General features: G+C 68.5%; 13 protein-coding genes. 10 read left to right on the top strand and 3 right to left on the bottom strand.

What is annotated here, in order from left to right; all coding sequences use genetic code 11:
- Positions 1–150: 150 nt before the first annotated feature.
- Positions 151–954 carry a DUF5829 family protein gene (locus tag LuPra_RS22405; protein ID WP_110172814.1) on the bottom strand — a complete coding sequence of 268 codons (804 nt, stop codon included), beginning with the start codon at positions 952–954 and terminating at the stop codon, positions 151–153.
- Positions 951–2,117, bottom strand: coding sequence for an acyl-CoA dehydrogenase (locus LuPra_RS22400; protein ID WP_234800506.1), 1,167 nt, complete (start codon positions 2,115–2,117; stop codon positions 951–953). The genes LuPra_RS22405 and LuPra_RS22400 overlap by 4 nt, the downstream gene beginning before the upstream one ends.
- 82 nt (positions 2,118–2,199) lie before the next feature.
- Between LuPra_RS22400 and LuPra_RS22395 the strand changes: the two genes are divergently transcribed.
- The 3 genes from LuPra_RS22395 to LuPra_RS22385 all read left to right on the top strand — a co-directional run bounded on the left by LuPra_RS22395 (position 2,200) and on the right by LuPra_RS22385 (position 6,591).
- Positions 2,200–4,398 (top strand): VWA domain-containing protein, encoded by a 2,199-nt coding sequence (locus LuPra_RS22395; RefSeq protein ID WP_157899541.1) that lies wholly within the window; start codon positions 2,200–2,202, stop codon positions 4,396–4,398.
- On the top strand, positions 4,395–5,999 hold the full coding sequence (locus LuPra_RS22390; RefSeq protein WP_110172812.1) for an acyl-CoA mutase large subunit family protein: 1,605 nt from the start codon (positions 4,395–4,397) through the stop codon (positions 5,997–5,999). Before LuPra_RS22395 ends, LuPra_RS22390 begins: the two co-directional genes overlap by 4 nt.
- A gap of 178 nt (positions 6,000–6,177) precedes the next feature.
- Positions 6,178–6,591 carry a cobalamin B12-binding domain-containing protein gene (locus LuPra_RS22385; protein ID WP_110172811.1) on the top strand — a complete coding sequence of 138 codons (414 nt, stop codon included), beginning with the start codon at positions 6,178–6,180 and terminating at the stop codon, positions 6,589–6,591.
- 27 nt (positions 6,592–6,618) lie between these two features.
- Here LuPra_RS22385 and LuPra_RS22380 read toward each other — a convergent pair whose 3' ends face one another.
- Positions 6,619–7,614 carry a c-type cytochrome gene (locus tag LuPra_RS22380; protein WP_110172810.1) on the bottom strand — a complete coding sequence of 332 codons (996 nt, stop codon included), beginning with the start codon at positions 7,612–7,614 and terminating at the stop codon, positions 6,619–6,621.
- Between the two features lie 131 nt (positions 7,615–7,745).
- On the opposite strand from LuPra_RS22380, the gene LuPra_RS22375 reads away from it, so the two are divergent.
- From LuPra_RS22375 to LuPra_RS22345, 7 genes are all read left to right on the top strand, one after another.
- Positions 7,746–8,603 (top strand): response regulator, encoded by an 858-nt coding sequence (locus LuPra_RS22375; RefSeq protein ID WP_110172809.1) that lies wholly within the window; start codon positions 7,746–7,748, stop codon positions 8,601–8,603.
- Between the two features lie 222 nt (positions 8,604–8,825).
- Positions 8,826–11,429: a valine--tRNA ligase gene (gene valS / locus LuPra_RS22370; RefSeq protein ID WP_110172808.1), complete on the top strand. Its 2,604-nt coding sequence runs from the start codon at positions 8,826–8,828 to the stop codon at positions 11,427–11,429.
- Entirely contained in the window at positions 11,426–12,283 is an 858-nt protein-coding gene (gene nadC, locus LuPra_RS22365) for a carboxylating nicotinate-nucleotide diphosphorylase (RefSeq protein ID WP_237050662.1), read from the top strand. The genes valS and nadC overlap by 4 nt, the downstream gene beginning before the upstream one ends.
- Complete coding sequence (locus LuPra_RS22360; protein WP_110172807.1) at positions 12,280–13,287, top strand: biotin--[acetyl-CoA-carboxylase] ligase; 1,008 nt, start codon at positions 12,280–12,282, stop codon at positions 13,285–13,287. Before nadC ends, LuPra_RS22360 begins: the two co-directional genes overlap by 4 nt.
- Positions 13,287–14,033, top strand: a complete 747-nt coding sequence (locus tag LuPra_RS22355) for a hypothetical protein (RefSeq protein WP_110172806.1) — start codon at positions 13,287–13,289, stop codon at positions 14,031–14,033. The genes LuPra_RS22360 and LuPra_RS22355 overlap by 1 nt, the downstream gene beginning before the upstream one ends.
- A complete protein-coding gene (locus LuPra_RS22350) occupies positions 14,026–15,318 on the top strand; it encodes a class I SAM-dependent RNA methyltransferase (RefSeq protein ID WP_162271471.1) in 1,293 nt (430 codons plus the stop codon). Before LuPra_RS22355 ends, LuPra_RS22350 begins: the two co-directional genes overlap by 8 nt.
- Before the next feature lie 38 nt (positions 15,319–15,356).
- A complete protein-coding gene (locus LuPra_RS22345; RefSeq protein WP_110172804.1) occupies positions 15,357–16,493 on the top strand; it encodes an aminotransferase class V-fold PLP-dependent enzyme in 1,137 nt (378 codons plus the stop codon).
- The last annotated feature ends 56 nt before the right edge of the window (positions 16,494–16,549 follow it).

Genomic DNA, 16,549 nt, shown 5'->3' with positions numbered 1-16,549 from the left:
CTCTCAATCGGGATGAGGCTCAGACGATAGTGACGTCGCGAGTGCAAGTCAATGCACGCCTCGGCAGGACCGGCCGCAGCTCGCCCTTTTGTCTTTGGGAACGCTGCATGAGGTATCAGGCATGAGGCATCAGGCATGAGGCATCAGGCATTACCTGAATCTCCAAACCATCCGGGTGCCATCGACGCTGAGGGTGATGCGGCCGAGCGTGAGCGTTTCGCGTCCGGCGGGACGGCGCAGGCGGCAGACGAGTTCCTGCACGCCGTGGCGTTCGGCCGTGGCGTCGGTGATGCCGAACGCGATGCCGTCGCCGGTGACGATGCGCGAGGCTCCGGCGTCGCGCGCGTCGGCCGCGAAGGCGCTCAGGTGTCGTTCGAAGAACCCCCGCGCCGCCGGCGTGCACGCGAGGGTCACGGCCGTCACGTCGTCGAGCAGCGGCGAGGCCGGTCCGGGACTCACGGCGGCGTAGCGGCCGAGCACGTCGGCGCGCATGATACCGCGCGAGGGCGTGCGTGTCGGGTGCCACGCGGCCAGGAAGTCGGCGTGGTACTCCATCGCCCACAACTTCAGCCCGTCGCGATGGTCCGGCGAGGCATGCGCGATGTGGAACCACGGCACTGTGTCGTCGCCGAGGGGACGCACGACGAGCCGATGCTCGGCCGCGCCGAGTGCTTCGCGCCAGGCATCGGCCACGGAGGCCGTCGCCGTGGCGGTCTCGACGGCAAACGCGATTCCGCTCGTGCCGGCTGGCCCCTGCGCGCCCGCTTCGAAGAGTTCGAGGTAGGTGGAGGTGCCGTACCAGTAGAGGCCGGTGTATTCCCAGTCGGGGCGTCGCGTCGTCCGCAGTTCGGAAGGGGCGAACACCTCACGGAGCCACGACGAGTCACGCGCGGCCGCGAACGTCTCCGCATCCACGACGCGGTACAGGTGGTTCAGCCGGAGCGGCTCTGTCACACCAGCAGGGCCCTGGCGATTGTCTGCAACTGCAGGTTGGACGTGCCCTCGTAGATCTGACCGATCTTCGCGTCTCGGTACAGCTTCTCGACCGGGGCCTCCTTGACGAACCCGTAACCGCCAAACAGGTTGATCGCAAGCGAGGCGGTGCGCTCGGCCACTTCGGAGGCCTGCAACTTGCACATCGCCGCCTCGGTCAGGAAGGGGAGCCGCGCGTCTCGCAGCCGCGCCGCGTTGTAGACCAACAAGCGGGTCGCTTCCACGTCCATCGCCGCCCGCGCGAGCTGGAACTGCACGCCCTGGAACTCGGCGATCGCCTTGCCGAACTGCTTGCGTTCCCTGGTGTACCGCACTGCATGGTCGAGCGCACCCTGCGCCAGTCCGAGCATCTGCGCGCCGATGCCGATGCGCCCCTCGTTGAGCGTCTCGATGGCGACCTTGTACCCCTTGCCGACGTCGCCCAGCACGTTGGCTGCCGGAATCCGGCAGCCTTCGAACACCAGTTCACAGGTGCTGCTCGCGCGGATGCCGAGCTTGTCCTCCTTCTTGCCGACGGCCAGTCCGGGTGTGTCGCGCGGGACCAGGAAGGCCGTGATGCCCCGATAGCCGGCCGACGGATCCACGGTCGCGAAGACGATGAAGAGCGAGGCTTCGGCGGCATTGGTGATCCACAGCTTTCGGCCGTCGATCACGTAGCTGTCGCCGTCAGGCACGGCACGGGTGGTCAACGCGAACGCGTCGCTGCCTGACCCCGCTTCCGACAACGCATAGGCACCGATCGCGTCCGCGGCGAGTCGCGGCAGCCAGGTCCGCTGCTGTTGATCAGTGGCCCAGCGCAGCAGCGCGTTGATCACGAGGGTGTTCTGGACGTCGACGAGCACGCCGACCGACGGGTCGACCCTCGAGAGTTCCTCGACCACCAGGACCGAGTGGAAGAACGTTCCGCCACCGCCGCCCAGCCGCTCCGGTACCTCCACACCCATCAGGCCCATGCCGAACAGCTTCGGCAACAGCGCCGGGTCCATGCGTGCGCTCTCGTCCATGGGACGCGCCCGCGGCGCGAGTTCCTGGAGGGCGAACTCACGCACGCTCTGGCGGAGCAGGCGCTCGTCCTCGGTCAGCGTGGTCAATGCCGCGGGCAGGTCGACAGCAGGCGTGGTCACGGGGAATCCTCACGGATGGGGCGGGCGGGGCCGGCCGGAAGGCCACGGCCGGGCGTCGAAAGAGAGCAATCCCGCACCGAAAATGCTTCGAATCGTGATGCTATCATCACTCTTGCGAATGATCAGGCCAGGGTTTCGCAGTGCTGTCGTCTTCCTGATGCTGTCGGCGACGCTTGTCGGCGCAGCCGCGCAGCAAGCGTCTGCGCCGGCCGGCCAGACACGACCCGCGCAGACCAATCCGCCGCCACAGGGGCCGCCGCCAGCGCCGCCACAGGACGGCGCTGCCCAGCCGCAGCAGGGACAGCCTCCGCCGCAGGACCCGAACGCGCCGCCCGCACAGCCGACCTTCCGCACGGGCATCAACTTCGTGCGCGTCGACGCGATCGTCAGCGACAACAAGGGACGACCGGTCGCCGACCTGAAGCCCGAAGACTTCGAGGTCATGGAGGACGGCAAGCCGCAGTCCATCGAGACCTTCAAGCTCATTCGAGTCGACGGCAATCCGCCGCCGGGCGAGGCGGCCCCGCGCGAGATCAACTCGATCTACGCCGAGGAGTCCGAGGCGCGCCGTGACGACGTGCGGTTGTTCGTCATCTTCTTCGACGACTACCACGTGCGACTCGGGGCGAGTCTCGCGGTGAAGGACCCGCTGGTCAAGTTCATCGAGACGCAGGTCGGTCCGCTCGACATGATCGCGATGATGTATCCGCTGGACCCGTTGCGGGCGGTGAGCTTCACGCGCAACAAGAAGGCGGTGATCCAGCAGATCCTGTCGTGGCAGGGCCGCAAGTACCAGTACATCCCGCCGCGCAACGTCTTCGAGGAGCAGTACGCGAACTACCCGGTCGAGGTGGTCGAGAAGATTCGCAACCAGGTGAGCCTGTCGGCGCTGCGTGGCCTGATGACGCGCCTTGGCGGGATGCGCGAGGGTCGCAAGACCGTGATCGTCGTCGCCGAGGGCTACACCGACTACGTGCCGCCGCAGATGCGCGGCACCAACGCGCAGAGCGGCATCAAGGGCGTGGGCACCTCAGCGATGACCGCCGATGCCTCGGTCGACCCCGTCGGCGCGATGGCCGAGGATCGCACCCGGTTCTTCGGCGACATGGACATCCGCATGCTGATGCGCGACGTCACGACGGACGCCAACCGTAACAACGTCTCGCTGTACATGCTCGATCCGCGCGGGCTGGCGGGCTTCGAATTCGACATCAACGAAGGCGTCGGCCTGACTGCGGACTCCAGCTCGCTGCGCACGACACAGGATTCCCTGCGCGTCATGGCCGACGAGACCGACGGCCGTGCCATCGTCAATCGCAACGACCTCGGCGGCGGCCTCGCGCAGATGATGCGCGACGCCAGCGCCTACTACCTGATTGGCTACTCCTCGGCGGCGGCGCCGACCGACGGCCGTTTCCATCAGATCCGCGTGCGCGTCAAGCGTCCGGGGATCGAAGTGCGGGCGCGACGGGGCTACTGGGCGCTCCGTCCGGACGAGGCCGCGGCCGTGACTGCCGGACCAAAGGTCGGGCCGCCGCCCGACGTCAACGTCGCACTGTCCGAGATCGCCAAGATTGCCCGCGCGAAGACGGTCCGCACGTGGGTCGGGTATGCCCCTGACGCGAGCGGCAAGACGCGCGTGATGTTCTCGTGGGAACCGGTCACCGGAGGACCGGGCGAGGCGCCGTCGGTCGGTGAACCCGTGTCGCAAGTCACCGTGATGGCGGTCAACGAGAGCGAGGGACCGGTGTACCGTGGCAAGGTGCCGGCGGCGGCCGCATCCGCGACGCCGTCTCCCGGCGGCGGCCAGACGTCGTTCCTCATCGCGCCTGGCGCGGCGCAGGTGAAGGTGTCGGCCGAAGCGACGGGCGGCGGCGTCCTGCAGTCGGACCTGATCGACCTGGCGGTGCCCGATTTTGCGAAGGATGCGCAGGTCGTCGGCACGCCGGCCCTGTTCCGCGCCCGCACGGCGCGCGATCTCCAGGCCCTCGCGACCGCGGCCAACGCGCAGCCGACGGCGGCCCGTCAGTTCAGCCGCACCGAGAAACTGTTGCTGCGTGTGCACATCACGGGCGGCGAGCCGGCGATCCGGTTGATGAGCCAAACCGGCGACGGCATGAGTCCGCTCGTCGTGCGTGCTGCGCCTCCCGGCAGCCCCTTCACGCATGAAGTCGAGATCCCGCTCGCGAGCCTGCCGGCCGGCGATTTCCTGATCGAGGTGAAGGTGGGCTCGGCCCCGGACGCACCACGCCGGCTGACCGGCGTCAAGGTGACCGGATGAAATCAGCCGTCGCGCAGGATCGCGATGCGGCTCGCGACATCGATCGGAGGCCGGCGTCGCTGTTCACGCCAGCTGATACGGCAGCCGTCGACTACGCCCGCGACCTCGGCGACCCGGGGCAATTCCCCTACACGCGCGGCATCCATGCCTCCGGGTACGGCGGCAAGCTCTGGACGATGCGCCAGTTTGCCGGCTTCGGCACGGCCGCCGACACCAACCAGCGCTATCGCGAGTTACTGGCCGCGGGTGGCACCGGACTCAGTGTCGCGTTCGACCTGCCGACGCTGATGGGCCGGGACCCGGACCATCCGCTGTCGCTTGGCGAGGTGGGCAAGTGTGGTGTGAGCGTGGTCACGCTCGCCGACATGGAGGCGCTGTTTGCCGGCATCGATCTCGGGGCCGTGACGACCTCGATGACGATCAACGCGCCGGCGTCGATGCTGTTTGCGATGTACCTGGTCGTGGCCGAGCGGCAGGGCGTGTCCTGGGACCGGCTCTCGGGGACGATCCAGAACGACATCCTGAAGGAGTTCATCGCGCAGAAGGAGTACATCTATCCACCTCGTCTCTCGATGCGGCTGGTGGTCGACACGTTCCGTTTCTGCGCCGAGCGTGTGCCGCGCTGGAACACCATCTCGGTCAGCGGGTACCACATCCGCGAGGCCGGATCGACGGCCGCGCAGGAACTCGCCTTCACGCTGCGCGATGGTGTCGAGTACGTGCAGTGGGGCGTGGATGCGGGACTCGACGTCGACACGTTCGTGCCGCGGATCTCGTTCTTCTTCAACGCCCACAACGACTTCTTCGAGGAGATCGCGAAATACCGCGCGGCGCGACGCATCTGGGCGCGGGTGATGCGCGACCGGTTCGGCGCGCGGTCGGAGAAGTCCTGGCAACTGCGCTTCCACACGCAGACGGCGGGCGTCTCGCTGACGGCGCAGCAGCCCTACAACAACGTCGTCCGCACGGCGTTGCAGGCGCTCGCCGGCGTGCTTGGCGGCACCAACTCGCTCCACACCAACTCGCTCGACGAGGCCCTCGCGCTGCCGACCACGGAGGCGGCGACGCTCGCATTGCGGACGCAGCAGGTCATCGCCCACGAGAGCGGCGTGACGAGCGTGGTCGATCCCCTCGGTGGCTCCTGGTACGTGGAGGCCCTGACCAACCGCATCGAGGCCGAGGCACTCGACTACTTCGACCGGATCGACCGGATGGGCGGCATGGTCGCGGCCATCGAGCAAGGCTACCCACAGCGTGAGATTGCCGAGAGCGCCTACCGCCATCAGCGGGCGGTGGATGAGCAGCGCACGCTCGTTGTCGGCGTGAATGCGTTTGTGGCCGAGCAGGAATCGCGACTGCCGATCCTCTACATCGACGACTCGGTGGGCGAGATGCAGGTGGCAAGCGTCGCCGCGGTCAAGGCCAATCGTGACAACGCCCGGGTGACCGCTGCCCTCGGGGCGATGCAGGACGCCGCGCGCGCCGACGGCCCCCTGATGGAACCGATCCTCGATGCCGTGCGGGAGTACGCCACCGTCGGCGAAATGTGTGATGCGCTTCGCGATGTCTGGGGAGAGTACGAGGAACGTGCAGAGTTTTGAGCGTTCCGCGTAATGCCTGATACCTGATGCCTCATGCCTACTGCGAACGCTTAACGCTTGACGCTTGACGCTTGGGCCGCGGCGGTAGGGCCCGCTCTCCGAGCGCGGCCCTCGCACGAAGCCGAAGGCCGATGGCCGATTAGGCGAAGGCCGAGGGCCGATGGCCGACTGATTGCCGATGACTGACCGTCCCATCCGCGTGGTGATCGCCAAGCCGGGCCTCGATGGCCATGATCGAGGCGCGAAGGTGATCGCGCGGGCGTTGCGCGATGCCGGTATGGAGGTGATCTACACGGGCCTGCGCCAGACCCCGGAGCAGATTGCGTCGGCGGCGTTGCAGGAGGACGCCGACGTGATCGGCCTGTCGATCCTGTCGGGGGCGCACGTGCACGTCTGCACGGCGCTGATGGAGCTGCTGCGTGCGCGTGGTCTGGACGACGTGCTCGTGCTGGTGGGCGGCATCATCCCGGACCAGGACCTGCCGCGACTGCGGGCCATCGGCGTGCAGGGCATCTTCCTTCCCGGGACGCCCATGGACGACATCATCACCTTCATCACCGGGCACGTCCGCCGCGACACCCTCGAGGTGTAGCGCCGCGGCGCGCTCGATGGCCGCGTCCTAGTTGGTCGCGGCGTCCTTGCGGCCCACCTTCTCCACCTGGTGAACGATCGGCTTCAGGCTCTGCAGGTACGCGAAAATCGCGCCGAGATCCTCACGGGTCATGCCCGAATAGGCCCCCCAGGGCATCGGCGTATTGAAGTCGGTCGGCTTGACCGGCACGTGAGCCGCACCGTCTTCGTACACCTTGAACTTCTCGATGAACAGCGCCTCGGCCCAGCCGCCGGTGCCCGTCGCGTCAGGTGTCAGGTTCGCCGATCGCGCGATCAGGCCGTTGGGCTGTGGGAATTCGCGCCCGCCAGCGAGTCGCATCCCGGCAATCGGCGCTCGCCGCGAGTCCACCGCGGTATGGCACTCCGCGCACGCGGCGAGCTCGACGAGGTAGCCGCCATAGGCGACGCGGTCGGACGGATCTGGCCGTGTGGCCGGCGCGGTCGCCTTTGCCGGCATGGTCCGCACGATGAGCGGGAGCGGAAACTTCAGGCGGCGCTCGGCGATCTGCTGTGTACGCGGTGGGAGCGTCCGCACGTAAGCAACCACAGCCTGGACGTCTTCCTGCGCCATGTGCTGGCCGTACGCGGTGTAGGGCATCAGCGGGAAGAGCGGGGCGCCGTCGCGCGCCACGCCCTCGGTGAAGGCTCGCACGATTTCGCCGTCGGACCAGGTCCCGAGGGCGCTCGGCGTGATGTTCCGGGAGACGAGATGGCCCGGGAAACCGATGCTTTCATCCCACACTTCGCCGCCAGCGCCATATGTCTCCGGCTTGACCGGCCCCGCATACCGTGTCCAGTCACGCTGGCTGTGGCACTCGGTGCAGCCCGCGACGTGATCGGAAAGGTACTTGCCGCGGGCGACGCGTTCGGGAGTGGCCTCCACGCGCAGGGCCGACGCGGCGCCGACCTTGGGGTACGCGAGCAACAGGTACGAGTAGCCGCCGACGCCGATCACGACAGCGCAGGCCAGGACGACGGCGATCACCTTCAACACGAGCCGCATCGATTCTCCCCAGGGTCGCGAGAGGGGCGCAACCGATGAGCATAACGACGGGGAAGGCCCTGGCGAACGATTCGGCGGCGCAGATCGGTGTCGTGCTTGACGGGTCGTGACCGGGTGGCTACGCTGCCGGGATGAATTACACGCTGTTGCTGGCCGATGACAGTGTCACGGTCCAGCGCGTGATCGAGCTGACCTTCGCCGACGAGGGCTTCAAGGTCGTCTCGTTCAGCGACGGCGACGAGGTGGTGGGCTACCTCGGCGCAGGCCACAAGCCTGACGTCATCCTCGCCGACACCACCATGCCGGCCCGCGATGGCTACGACGTCGCCTCGTGGGTCCGGGGGCAGTCATCGCTCTCCCAGGTGCCCGTGGTGCTGATGACGGGCGCCTTCGAGCCCATCGACGACCGCCGCGCCGAGGCCTGCCAGGCCGACGCGGTCCTCGTCAAGCCGTTCGAGCCGCAACAGGTCGTCTCGCTGGTTAAGCGGATGCTCGGTGGAGAACGGGGCGAATCGCTCGGCGAGTTCGCGCCGCCACGTCCCGGTGCCTCCGTTCCGGCTGCCGAGAGCGCCGTGACGCTCGCGCCCGGTCTCGACACTTACGCCTCGCGCCTCGATCAGCACCTGGCGGCGCGGCAGGGACGCGCTACCCTGGCCCGCGTCGAGGCACCGGCACCGGCGGCGCCTGTCCCGGTCGTCGAGCCGGTACCGGCCCCGGCAGACGTCAATCCGGTCGGCCCCGGTTCCCTCGCCAGTGCCTTTGCCGCCATCCTCGCCGCGGAACGTGGAGAAGGGCTGGCGCCGGTGGTCCCCACGGCCATGACGCTGTCAGGAGCCAGCATTCCCGACGCGGTGATCGAGGAGATTGCCCGTCGCGTCGTGGCCAGGCTGACCGACAAGGTCCTGCGCGAGGAGGTCACGGCGCGGGTGCTCGAGGTGGCCGAGCGGCTGATCTCCGAGGAAATCGAGCGCATCAAGGCCGGGCGCTAAAAAGGTAAAAAGGGCGAAAAGGGCGAAAAGGGCGGAAAGGCAGAATCGAAGGACAACGGCTAAAGCCACGGAAGCCGGCCTTCAATCCTGAAAGGTCAACAAGACCTTCAAGTCCTTCCGCCTTTCTCCTTCGATTCTGTCTTTTGGCCCTTTTCGCCCTTTCTCCTTGCGAAGCGCCTCCCTCTTGCGAGCGAGCGAGCCACCCCCTACGATCATCGGGTGATGTCCGAGGCGTCGAGTCCGTCCCCGTCCTACAACGTTCCTGAGAAGCCGGCCCTCGAGGGCCTCGAAGCGAAATGGCAGCCCCGCTGGGATGCCGACGCCGTCTACCGGTTCGACCGGACGCGGCCGCGTGACGAGGTCTACAGCATCGACACGCCACCGCCCACCGTGAGCGGCTCGCTCCATGTGGGGCACGTCTTTTCCTACACGCACACCGACGTCATCGCGCGCTACAAGCGGATGCGCGGCTTCGCCGTCTGCTACCCGATGGGATGGGACGACAACGGCCTGCCGACCGAGCGCCGGGTGCAGAACTACTTCGGCGTGCGATGCGATCCGTCGCTGCCGTACGACCCAGGGTTCGAGCCGCCGGCGACGCCGGGCAAGCAGCCGATCTCGGTGTCGCGCCCGAACTTCATCGAATTGTGCACGCGCCTCACCGAGCAGGACGAACAGGCGTTCGAGCACCTCTGGAAGTACCTCGGTCTCTCGATCGACTGGTCGATGACCTACGCGACCATCGGCAAGCGCGCCCAGAAGATCTCGCAGTTGGCGTTCCTCCGCCTGCTTGCCAGGGGCCAGGCGTACCAGCTCGAAGCGCCGACGCTGTGGGACGTGGACTTCCGGACGGCTGTCGCCCAGGCCGAACTCGAGGACCGCGAGATGCCGGGCGCGTACCACAAGATCCGCTTCGCCCGCGCCGACGGCCAGGGCTTCGTCGAGATCGACACCACGCGCCCCGAACTGATTCCGGCCTGCGTCGCGCTCGTCGCCCATCCCGACGATGCCCGGTACCAGCCGCTGTTCGGCACCGAGGTCGTGACGCCGCTGTTCGGCGTCAAGGTACCGATCCGCCCACATCACCTCGCCGATCCCGAGAAGGGCACCGGCATCGCGATGATCTGCACGTTCGGCGACCTGACCGACGTCATCTGGTGGCGTGAGCTGAACCTCCCGGTGCGCTCCATCATCGAGACCAACGGCACCTTGCGCCCAATCATGTTCGGCGGCGACACGTGGCCGTCGATCGACCCGGCGCGCGCCGAGCAGGCGTACGCGCCGCTGGTCGGCCGAGGTGCGTCGCAGGCACGCACCCGGGTCGTCGAGCAGCTCAAGGAGTCGGGCGATCTCGATGGCGATCCACGGCCGATCACGCACGCGGTGAAGTTCTACGAGAAAGGCGATCGCCCGCTCGAGATCGTCACCAGCCGCCAATGGTTCATCCGCACGATGAATCAGCGCGAGGCGTTGATCGCGCGCGGACGCACGCTCGAGTGGCACCCGGCCTACATGCGCGCGCGGTTCGAGAACTGGGTGGAAGGCCTCAACGGCGACTGGTGCGTGTCCCGTCAGCGCTTCTTCGGCGTGCCGTTCCCGGTGTGGTACCCGATTGCGGAAGACGGCACCGTGCGCTACGACGAGCCACTGCTGGCAGACGAGGCGCAGCTACCGATGGATCCCTCTACGGACGTCCCTGCCGGCTACGAGGCCGGGCAGCGCGGCGTGCCGGGCGGGTTCGTGGGCGACCCCGACGTGATGGACACCTGGGCGACGTCGTCACTGACGCCGCAGATCGTCGGCCAGTGGGGTGAGGACGCGAACTTCTTCGGCCGCGTCTTCCCGCTCGACCTGCGGCCGCAGGCGCACGACATCATCCGCACGTGGCTGTTCTCGACGGTGCTGCGTGCTCACCTCGAGCACGATGCGCTGCCGTGGAAACACGCCTCGATCTCCGGCTGGGTGCTGGATCCCGACCGCAAGAAGATGTCCAAGTCCAAGGGCAACGTCGTGACGCCCATGGGCTTGCTCGAGGAGCACGGATCGGACGCCGTCCGCTACTGGGCGGCCAGCGGCCGTCCCGGCGCGGACACCGCGTTCGACACCGGGCAGATGCGGGTCGGCCGTCGCCTCGCGATTAAGCTGCTCAACGCCGCAAAGTTCGCACTCGCGCGGACCGAGCCGATTGGCGCGGTGACCGCGCCGGTCGACCGCGGACTGGTGACCCGGCTCGCGACACTCGTGACCGACACCACCGCCGACCTCGAGGAGTACAACTACACCCGGGCGCTGGAGCGGACCGAGCAGTTCTTCTGGGATTTCTGCGACAACTACCTGGAGTTGGTGAAGGCACGCCGCTACGGGGATCTCGGCGTGGATGGCGCGGGCTCGGCCAACGCCGCGATGGTCGTCACGCTGCAGACGCTGCTGCGCCTGTTCGCGCCCTTCCTGCCGTACGTGACCGAGGAAGTGTGGTCGTGGTGGAAGGAAGGTTCGGTGCATCGGGCGACGTGGCCGACCGCTGCCGAGGTGCTCGCCGCCATCGACGGTGCCGGTGATGCCGCCGGAGACGATGCGCTCGCCATGGCGTCGTGGGCACTTGGCGAAATCCGGCGAACGAAGTCGGAAGCGAAGAAGCCGCTGCGCACGCCGGTCGTCGACTTCCACGTGACCGCGCCGGCCGCGGACCTGGCCTGCTTCGAGGCCGCTCGTGCGGACGTGGCTGCGTCAGGGTTCGTCCAGCGTGTCCGCACCTCGGAGGGCGAGGCCCGTGCCGCCACGATCGAGCTCGGCGAACTCGAGCCGGCACCCGAGGTCCGGGCGTGAACGTCCCGCTGATGCCGCTCGACAAGGCGCTGTACCGCGAACTGGTGCGACGGGCCCTGGCCGAGGACATGGGCTGGGGCGATGCCACGACCGAAGGCACGATCGAGGACGGGCAACCGGGATACGGGCGCCTGCTCGCCAAGCAGGACTGCGTCATCGCCGGCCTTGATGTTGCCGAGGAAGCGTTCCTGCAACTCGACCCGACCTCGACGATGGTGCGTCACCGTGAGGATGGCGACTTGTGTCCGGCGGGCACCCTCGTGGCCGAGGTCACCGGGAGGGCGCGGGCGTTGCTGACTGCCGAGCGCACCGCGTTGAACATCATGCAGCGCCTGTCCGGCATCGCCACGCTGACACGCCACTACGTGGGCGCGGCCAGTGGCTCGTCGCTCATCATCCTCGACACGCGCAAGACCACGCCGACGCTGCGGGTCCTCGAGAAGTACGCGGTGCGTGCCGGCGGCGGGACCAATCACCGCTTCGCGCTCGACGACGGCATCCTGATCAAGGACAACCACATCGCGCTGGCAGGGGGCGTGGTCGAAGCCCTGCGACGCATGCGGGAGGCTGCCGTGGACATGATTGTCGAGGTAGAGGTCCGCAGCCTCGAGGAACTCGACGTCGCACTTGGCGCCGGAGCCTCGCGCATCCTCGCCGACAACATGGACCTCGCCACGCTTGCCGAGGCCGTGCGCCGGGCGAAGGGGCGCGCGCAGATCGAAGTGTCGGGAGGTGTCACCCTCGACCGCATCCCGGGCATTGCCGCAACCGGTGCGGACTTCGTCTCGGTTGGCGCCCTCACGCACTCGGCGCCGGCGGTGGATCTGAGCTTCAAGATCACGCCGCCTCCGTGAGCACCGACCTCGCCACGTGGCTCGCGGCTGTACGCACCGGCGTCGCGGCGGCCGGCGTGGACGCAGGCGCGTTCGGGCAGCACGTGTCCGTCCTCACCACCACCGGCTCGACCAACGACGACGTGGCACGGGCCGCGTTCGACGGCGCACCGGAGGGGTACACCGTCATCGCGGGCGAACAGACCGCGGGACGAGGCCGGCGCGGTGCCGCCTGGCACTCGCCGGCGGCACGTGGCCTCTATCTGTCGACGCTCCTGCGCCCCGATCGTTGGACCGCCGTCCGCACCGACCCTGCCTCGCCTGCCTCGACGCTCGTCACGCTGATGGCCGGTGTCGCTGTCGTCTCGGCCATCGGCGACGTCTGTCAGTCGCCGGCCACCGAGCTGAAATGGCCCAACGACATCATGGTGCGCCGGGGGCGGCCGTCGGCCGTCGGCCTTCGGCCTTCGAACGGTGCAGTGCGTGGCGCCACGCCAGCATTCGTGCATGAGACGGTAGGGCCGGTTCTCCGAACCCGGCCTGACGACGATCATGCATCGCTTGCCGGTCCTCCCTGGCGCAAGCTGGGGGGTATCCTCGCGGAGGGCGCCAGCGAAGGCGGTACGCTCAGGACCGTCGTCCTCGGCATCGGCGTGAACCTGCACCGTTGCGAGGCGCCGGCTGACATCGCCGCGCGCATGATCACCCTCGACGACCTGATGCCCACCGGCGTCATCACGCCTGCCACGCTGTCGTCGCTCGTGAGTGCCGTGCTCAGGCACCTGCGTCGCGGCGTCGACTTGCTGACCCGTGATGCGGTCGAGGACGTGCGCACGCGCTGGCGCCGGCATGCGCCGTCGGTCGAGGGCACGGCAGTGCGCTGGCATGCCCTTGGCGAAACGCGGCGCGGACGGGCGGCAGGCATCGACGACACCGGTGCTCTGCGCGTGCGACTGGACGGCGGCGCCCACGTCACCGTTCATGGCGGCGAGATCGAATGGCACCTGGAGGATCGAGAGGCCTGATGCACGAGACGGATGCGACGTCGCCGGCGGCGACCGACATCGGCGCGTTCTGCCGTGCCGTGGAGGCACACCTGTGTCGCGTCAACGGTGGCCATCTCGTGCGGATCGTCGGACCGGCCTTCGAACTCGTCGCGGGCTGGGCGAAAGACGGCATGCCGCTGCGGATCGTGCTGCACGGTGTCGATCGCACCGTCGCGCGGCTCACCGCGAAGGGGCCACGCCGCCGCCCGGTCCGGATCGAGTTCTGCGAGGCAGACGTGCGTGACGCGGCCGACCAGTGGCGACGGGCCGTCGGCGTCCACGCCGCCACGAGCATGGCGACCACGCCCGCAGTGCCCGAAGTCACCACGTCGCGCCTGCCGTCGTTGCCGAAGCATCTCGAGCGTGTCCTCGTGCGGCTGTCCGCCGTCACTGCCACCAGCGCGCTGCCGTCGGCGCTGAGCGAGGCCGTTGCCGCCACTATCAGCGTCGTCGACGCGTGTCTCGATGCGTCGCGTGGCGCGCGAGGCGAGGCGCGAACCAGGATCATCGAGCGTCTCGTGACGATCGAACACACGCTGACGCAGGCGGCGAGGTCGAGCCTTCCGGAGGCACGGCGCCAGGAACTGCTCGAGCAGGTGCGCGGCGAGCTCTCGCCTTACCGCGCCCAGATGCCAGCCAATGCCTTCCGCGATGCCGAGGACGCCCTCTCCGGGGAGCTCGCGCGCCGGCACTTCTCCCTGCCTCAGGTGCGCCTCGATGGTTGACGACACATTCGTGCTGACACTGGAGAAGCCCGTGGCCGGCGGTCGATCACTCGCGCGGCTCGATGGACGCGTCGTCCTGGTGAGCGGCGGCATCCCGGGTGAGCGGGTGCGCGTGGCCATGGAACGATCGGGCAAGGGCGTGGCCTTCGCGCGCGTGGTCGACGTCGAGGAGGCCTCTCCCGACCGCGTCGTACCGAGCCTCGATCCGCAGTGCGGCGGCCTCGCGTTCGCGCACGTGGCCTACGACCGCCAACTCGCGCTGAAACGCGCCATCGTCGAGGATGCGCTCGGCCGCATCGGGCGCCTGCGTGGGCTGCCGGCGATCGATGCCGTTGGCTCGCCCTCACGGGAGTGGCGATTGCGGGCACGCTTGCATGCGCACGGCGCGCACGTCGGGTTCTACCGCGAGGGGACACATTCGCTGTGCGATCCCGCGCCATCGGGCCAACTCGCCGCAGGGTTGATCGCACTCGCGCAGGACACGATGACGCGCCTGCGGCCTGAACTGTCGCGCGCCGTCGAGGCGGTCGTCGTCTCGCAGACGGTGCGTGGCGACCAGCAGGCCATGCATCTCGAGCTGTCGCGTCCGCTGCCGCGGCATGGCGAGGTCTGGGTGGCTCAACCGCCGCCAGACTGCACGGGCGTGAGCGCCGGCCTCGTGTCTTCGCGGCACCCCACCGTGCTGCACGGATATCCCTGGCTGCGTGAGTCATTGCAGGCACTCGGTGTGTCCGGTGCCTCGGATGACGCCGGACTCCTGCGTCACGCGGCAGCGTTCTTCCAGGGCAACCGTTCATTGCTGCCACGCCTCGTGGCGCATGTGCTGGCCGCCGTCCCGGCCGACACGCCCGTCGTCGACCTGTATGCAGGTGTTGGCCTCTTCGGCATCGCCGCCGCTGCGGCAGGGGTCGCATCGGTGACGGCAGTCGAGGGTGACGCCGTGAGCGCCGAAGATCTGGTGGCCAATGCGCTGCCGTACGGCGGTCGGGTGCGCGCGGTGCGGGGAGATGTCGAGACGTTCGCGGGCGAGGAGGCGGCACGGCTCGCCAACGCGTGCGTGATTCTCGATCCCCCACGCACCGGCCTCTCGCCGGTCGTATCCGCCGCGATTGCTGCGGCCTCGCCACGACGGGTGATCTACGTATCGTGCGATCCGGCGACGCTCGCGCGTGACCTGCAGGTCCTGACTGCCGCTGGACTTCGCGTCGACACCCTCACCGTCTTCGATCTGTTCCCGCTCACCGCGCACGTCGAGACGGTCGTTACGTTGACCCACGAGGCGTAGGCTGCAGCCTGCAGCCTGCAGCCTGCCTGACGCCGACCATGTCCTTCCTCATCGCTCCCGCCGTCCACTACCTCAATTGCGCGTGCATGTCGCCGCTGCCGCACTCCGTGGAGGAGGCGAGACGAGCCGGCATGGCGCGGAAGCAGCGGCCCTGGACGATCCGGCCCACGGATTTCTTCACGGAGGTCGACGAGGTGAAGGCGGCATTCGCGGACGTCCTCGGGACGCCGCGGCGCGAGCAGGTCGCAGTGCTGCCAAGCGTCTCGTACGGCATGGCGATCGTCGCCCGCAACGTTCCGTTCCGGCCGGGGCAGCACATCGTCGTCGCCGGTGAACAGTTCCCGAGCAACGTCCATCCCTGGCGGCGCCTTGCCGAACAGCGCGGCGGCGACGTGCGCGCCGTGGCTCCACCCGACCAGCGCAATGGCCGCGCCGCGGCCTGGAACGCCGCGCTGCACGACGCGATCGACGAGCGGACCGCGATGTTGGCGATCGGCCACGTGCACTGGGCCGATGGCACGCGCTTCGACCTGCCACGGCTTGCCGCGCGGGCACGCGAGGTCGCCGCCTGGGTGGTGATCGATGGCACACAGGGGGTCGGCGCCCTCGACTTTCCGTTCGACGACGTGCGTCCCGATGCGGTGATGTGTGCCGCCTATAAGTGGTTGATGGGCCCGTACGGAGTCGCGATAGGCTGGTTCGGCGATGTCCTGCAGGACGGTGAGCCGATCGAGGAAACGTGGTCAGGGCGTCGCGGTAGCGAGGACTTCCGCGGCCTCGCCGACTACACCGACGTGTATGGGCCGGGCAGCGTTCGCTTCGACGTCGGGCAACGGTCCAACTTCATCATGCTGCCGATGACAATCGAGGCGCTGCGTCTGGTGAAGGGGTGGGGGACCGCACGGATCCAGGCGCACTGTGCCTCGTTGTGGGGGCCGGTTCTGGAAGGGCTCGTCGAGGCGGGATACGCGATCGAGGACGCGGCCTGGCGCGGCCGCCACCTGGTCGGCGTGCGGCCGCCCGCGAGCGCGGACTCGTCGGTGCTGGCGGCACGCCTCGCCGCGGCCAACGTACATGTCTCGTGGCGGGGGACGTCGATCCGCGTGTCGCCGCACCTGTACAACACACCCGAGGACATGCAGGCGCTCAGCGCCGCCTTGACGGGACATACGTAATTGCACAAGTTCAGAATTTCAAAATTGCCCTGCCACCGCCAGGCATCGAGTTGCTT

The organism is Luteitalea pratensis, from assembly GCF_001618865.1.
Classification (GTDB): domain Bacteria; phylum Acidobacteriota; class Vicinamibacteria; order Vicinamibacterales; family Vicinamibacteraceae; genus Luteitalea; species Luteitalea pratensis.
This window is presented reverse-complemented; position numbering and strand designations above follow the sequence as displayed.

Bases quoted from the DNA above. Each gene is read 5' to 3' on its own strand.
- LuPra_RS22395 (WP_157899541.1), top strand. From the start codon at position 2,200: ATGCTTCGAATCGTGATGCTATCATCACTCTTGCGAATGATCAGGCCA.
- LuPra_RS22390 (WP_110172812.1), top strand. From the start codon at position 4,395: ATGAAATCAGCCGTCGCGCAGGATCGCGATGCGGCTCGCGACATCGAT.
- LuPra_RS22385 (WP_110172811.1), top strand. From the start codon at position 6,178: ATGACTGACCGTCCCATCCGCGTGGTGATCGCCAAGCCGGGCCTCGAT.
- LuPra_RS22380 (WP_110172810.1), bottom strand. From the start codon at position 7,614: ATGCGGCTCGTGTTGAAGGTGATCGCCGTCGTCCTGGCCTGCGCTGTC.
- LuPra_RS22375 (WP_110172809.1), top strand. From the start codon at position 7,746: ATGAATTACACGCTGTTGCTGGCCGATGACAGTGTCACGGTCCAGCGC.
- valS (WP_110172808.1), top strand. From the start codon at position 8,826: ATGTCCGAGGCGTCGAGTCCGTCCCCGTCCTACAACGTTCCTGAGAAG.
- LuPra_RS22355 (WP_110172806.1), top strand. From the start codon at position 13,287: ATGCACGAGACGGATGCGACGTCGCCGGCGGCGACCGACATCGGCGCG.
- LuPra_RS22350 (WP_162271471.1), top strand. From the start codon at position 14,026: ATGGTTGACGACACATTCGTGCTGACACTGGAGAAGCCCGTGGCCGGC.
- LuPra_RS22345 (WP_110172804.1), top strand. From the start codon at position 15,357: ATGTCCTTCCTCATCGCTCCCGCCGTCCACTACCTCAATTGCGCGTGC.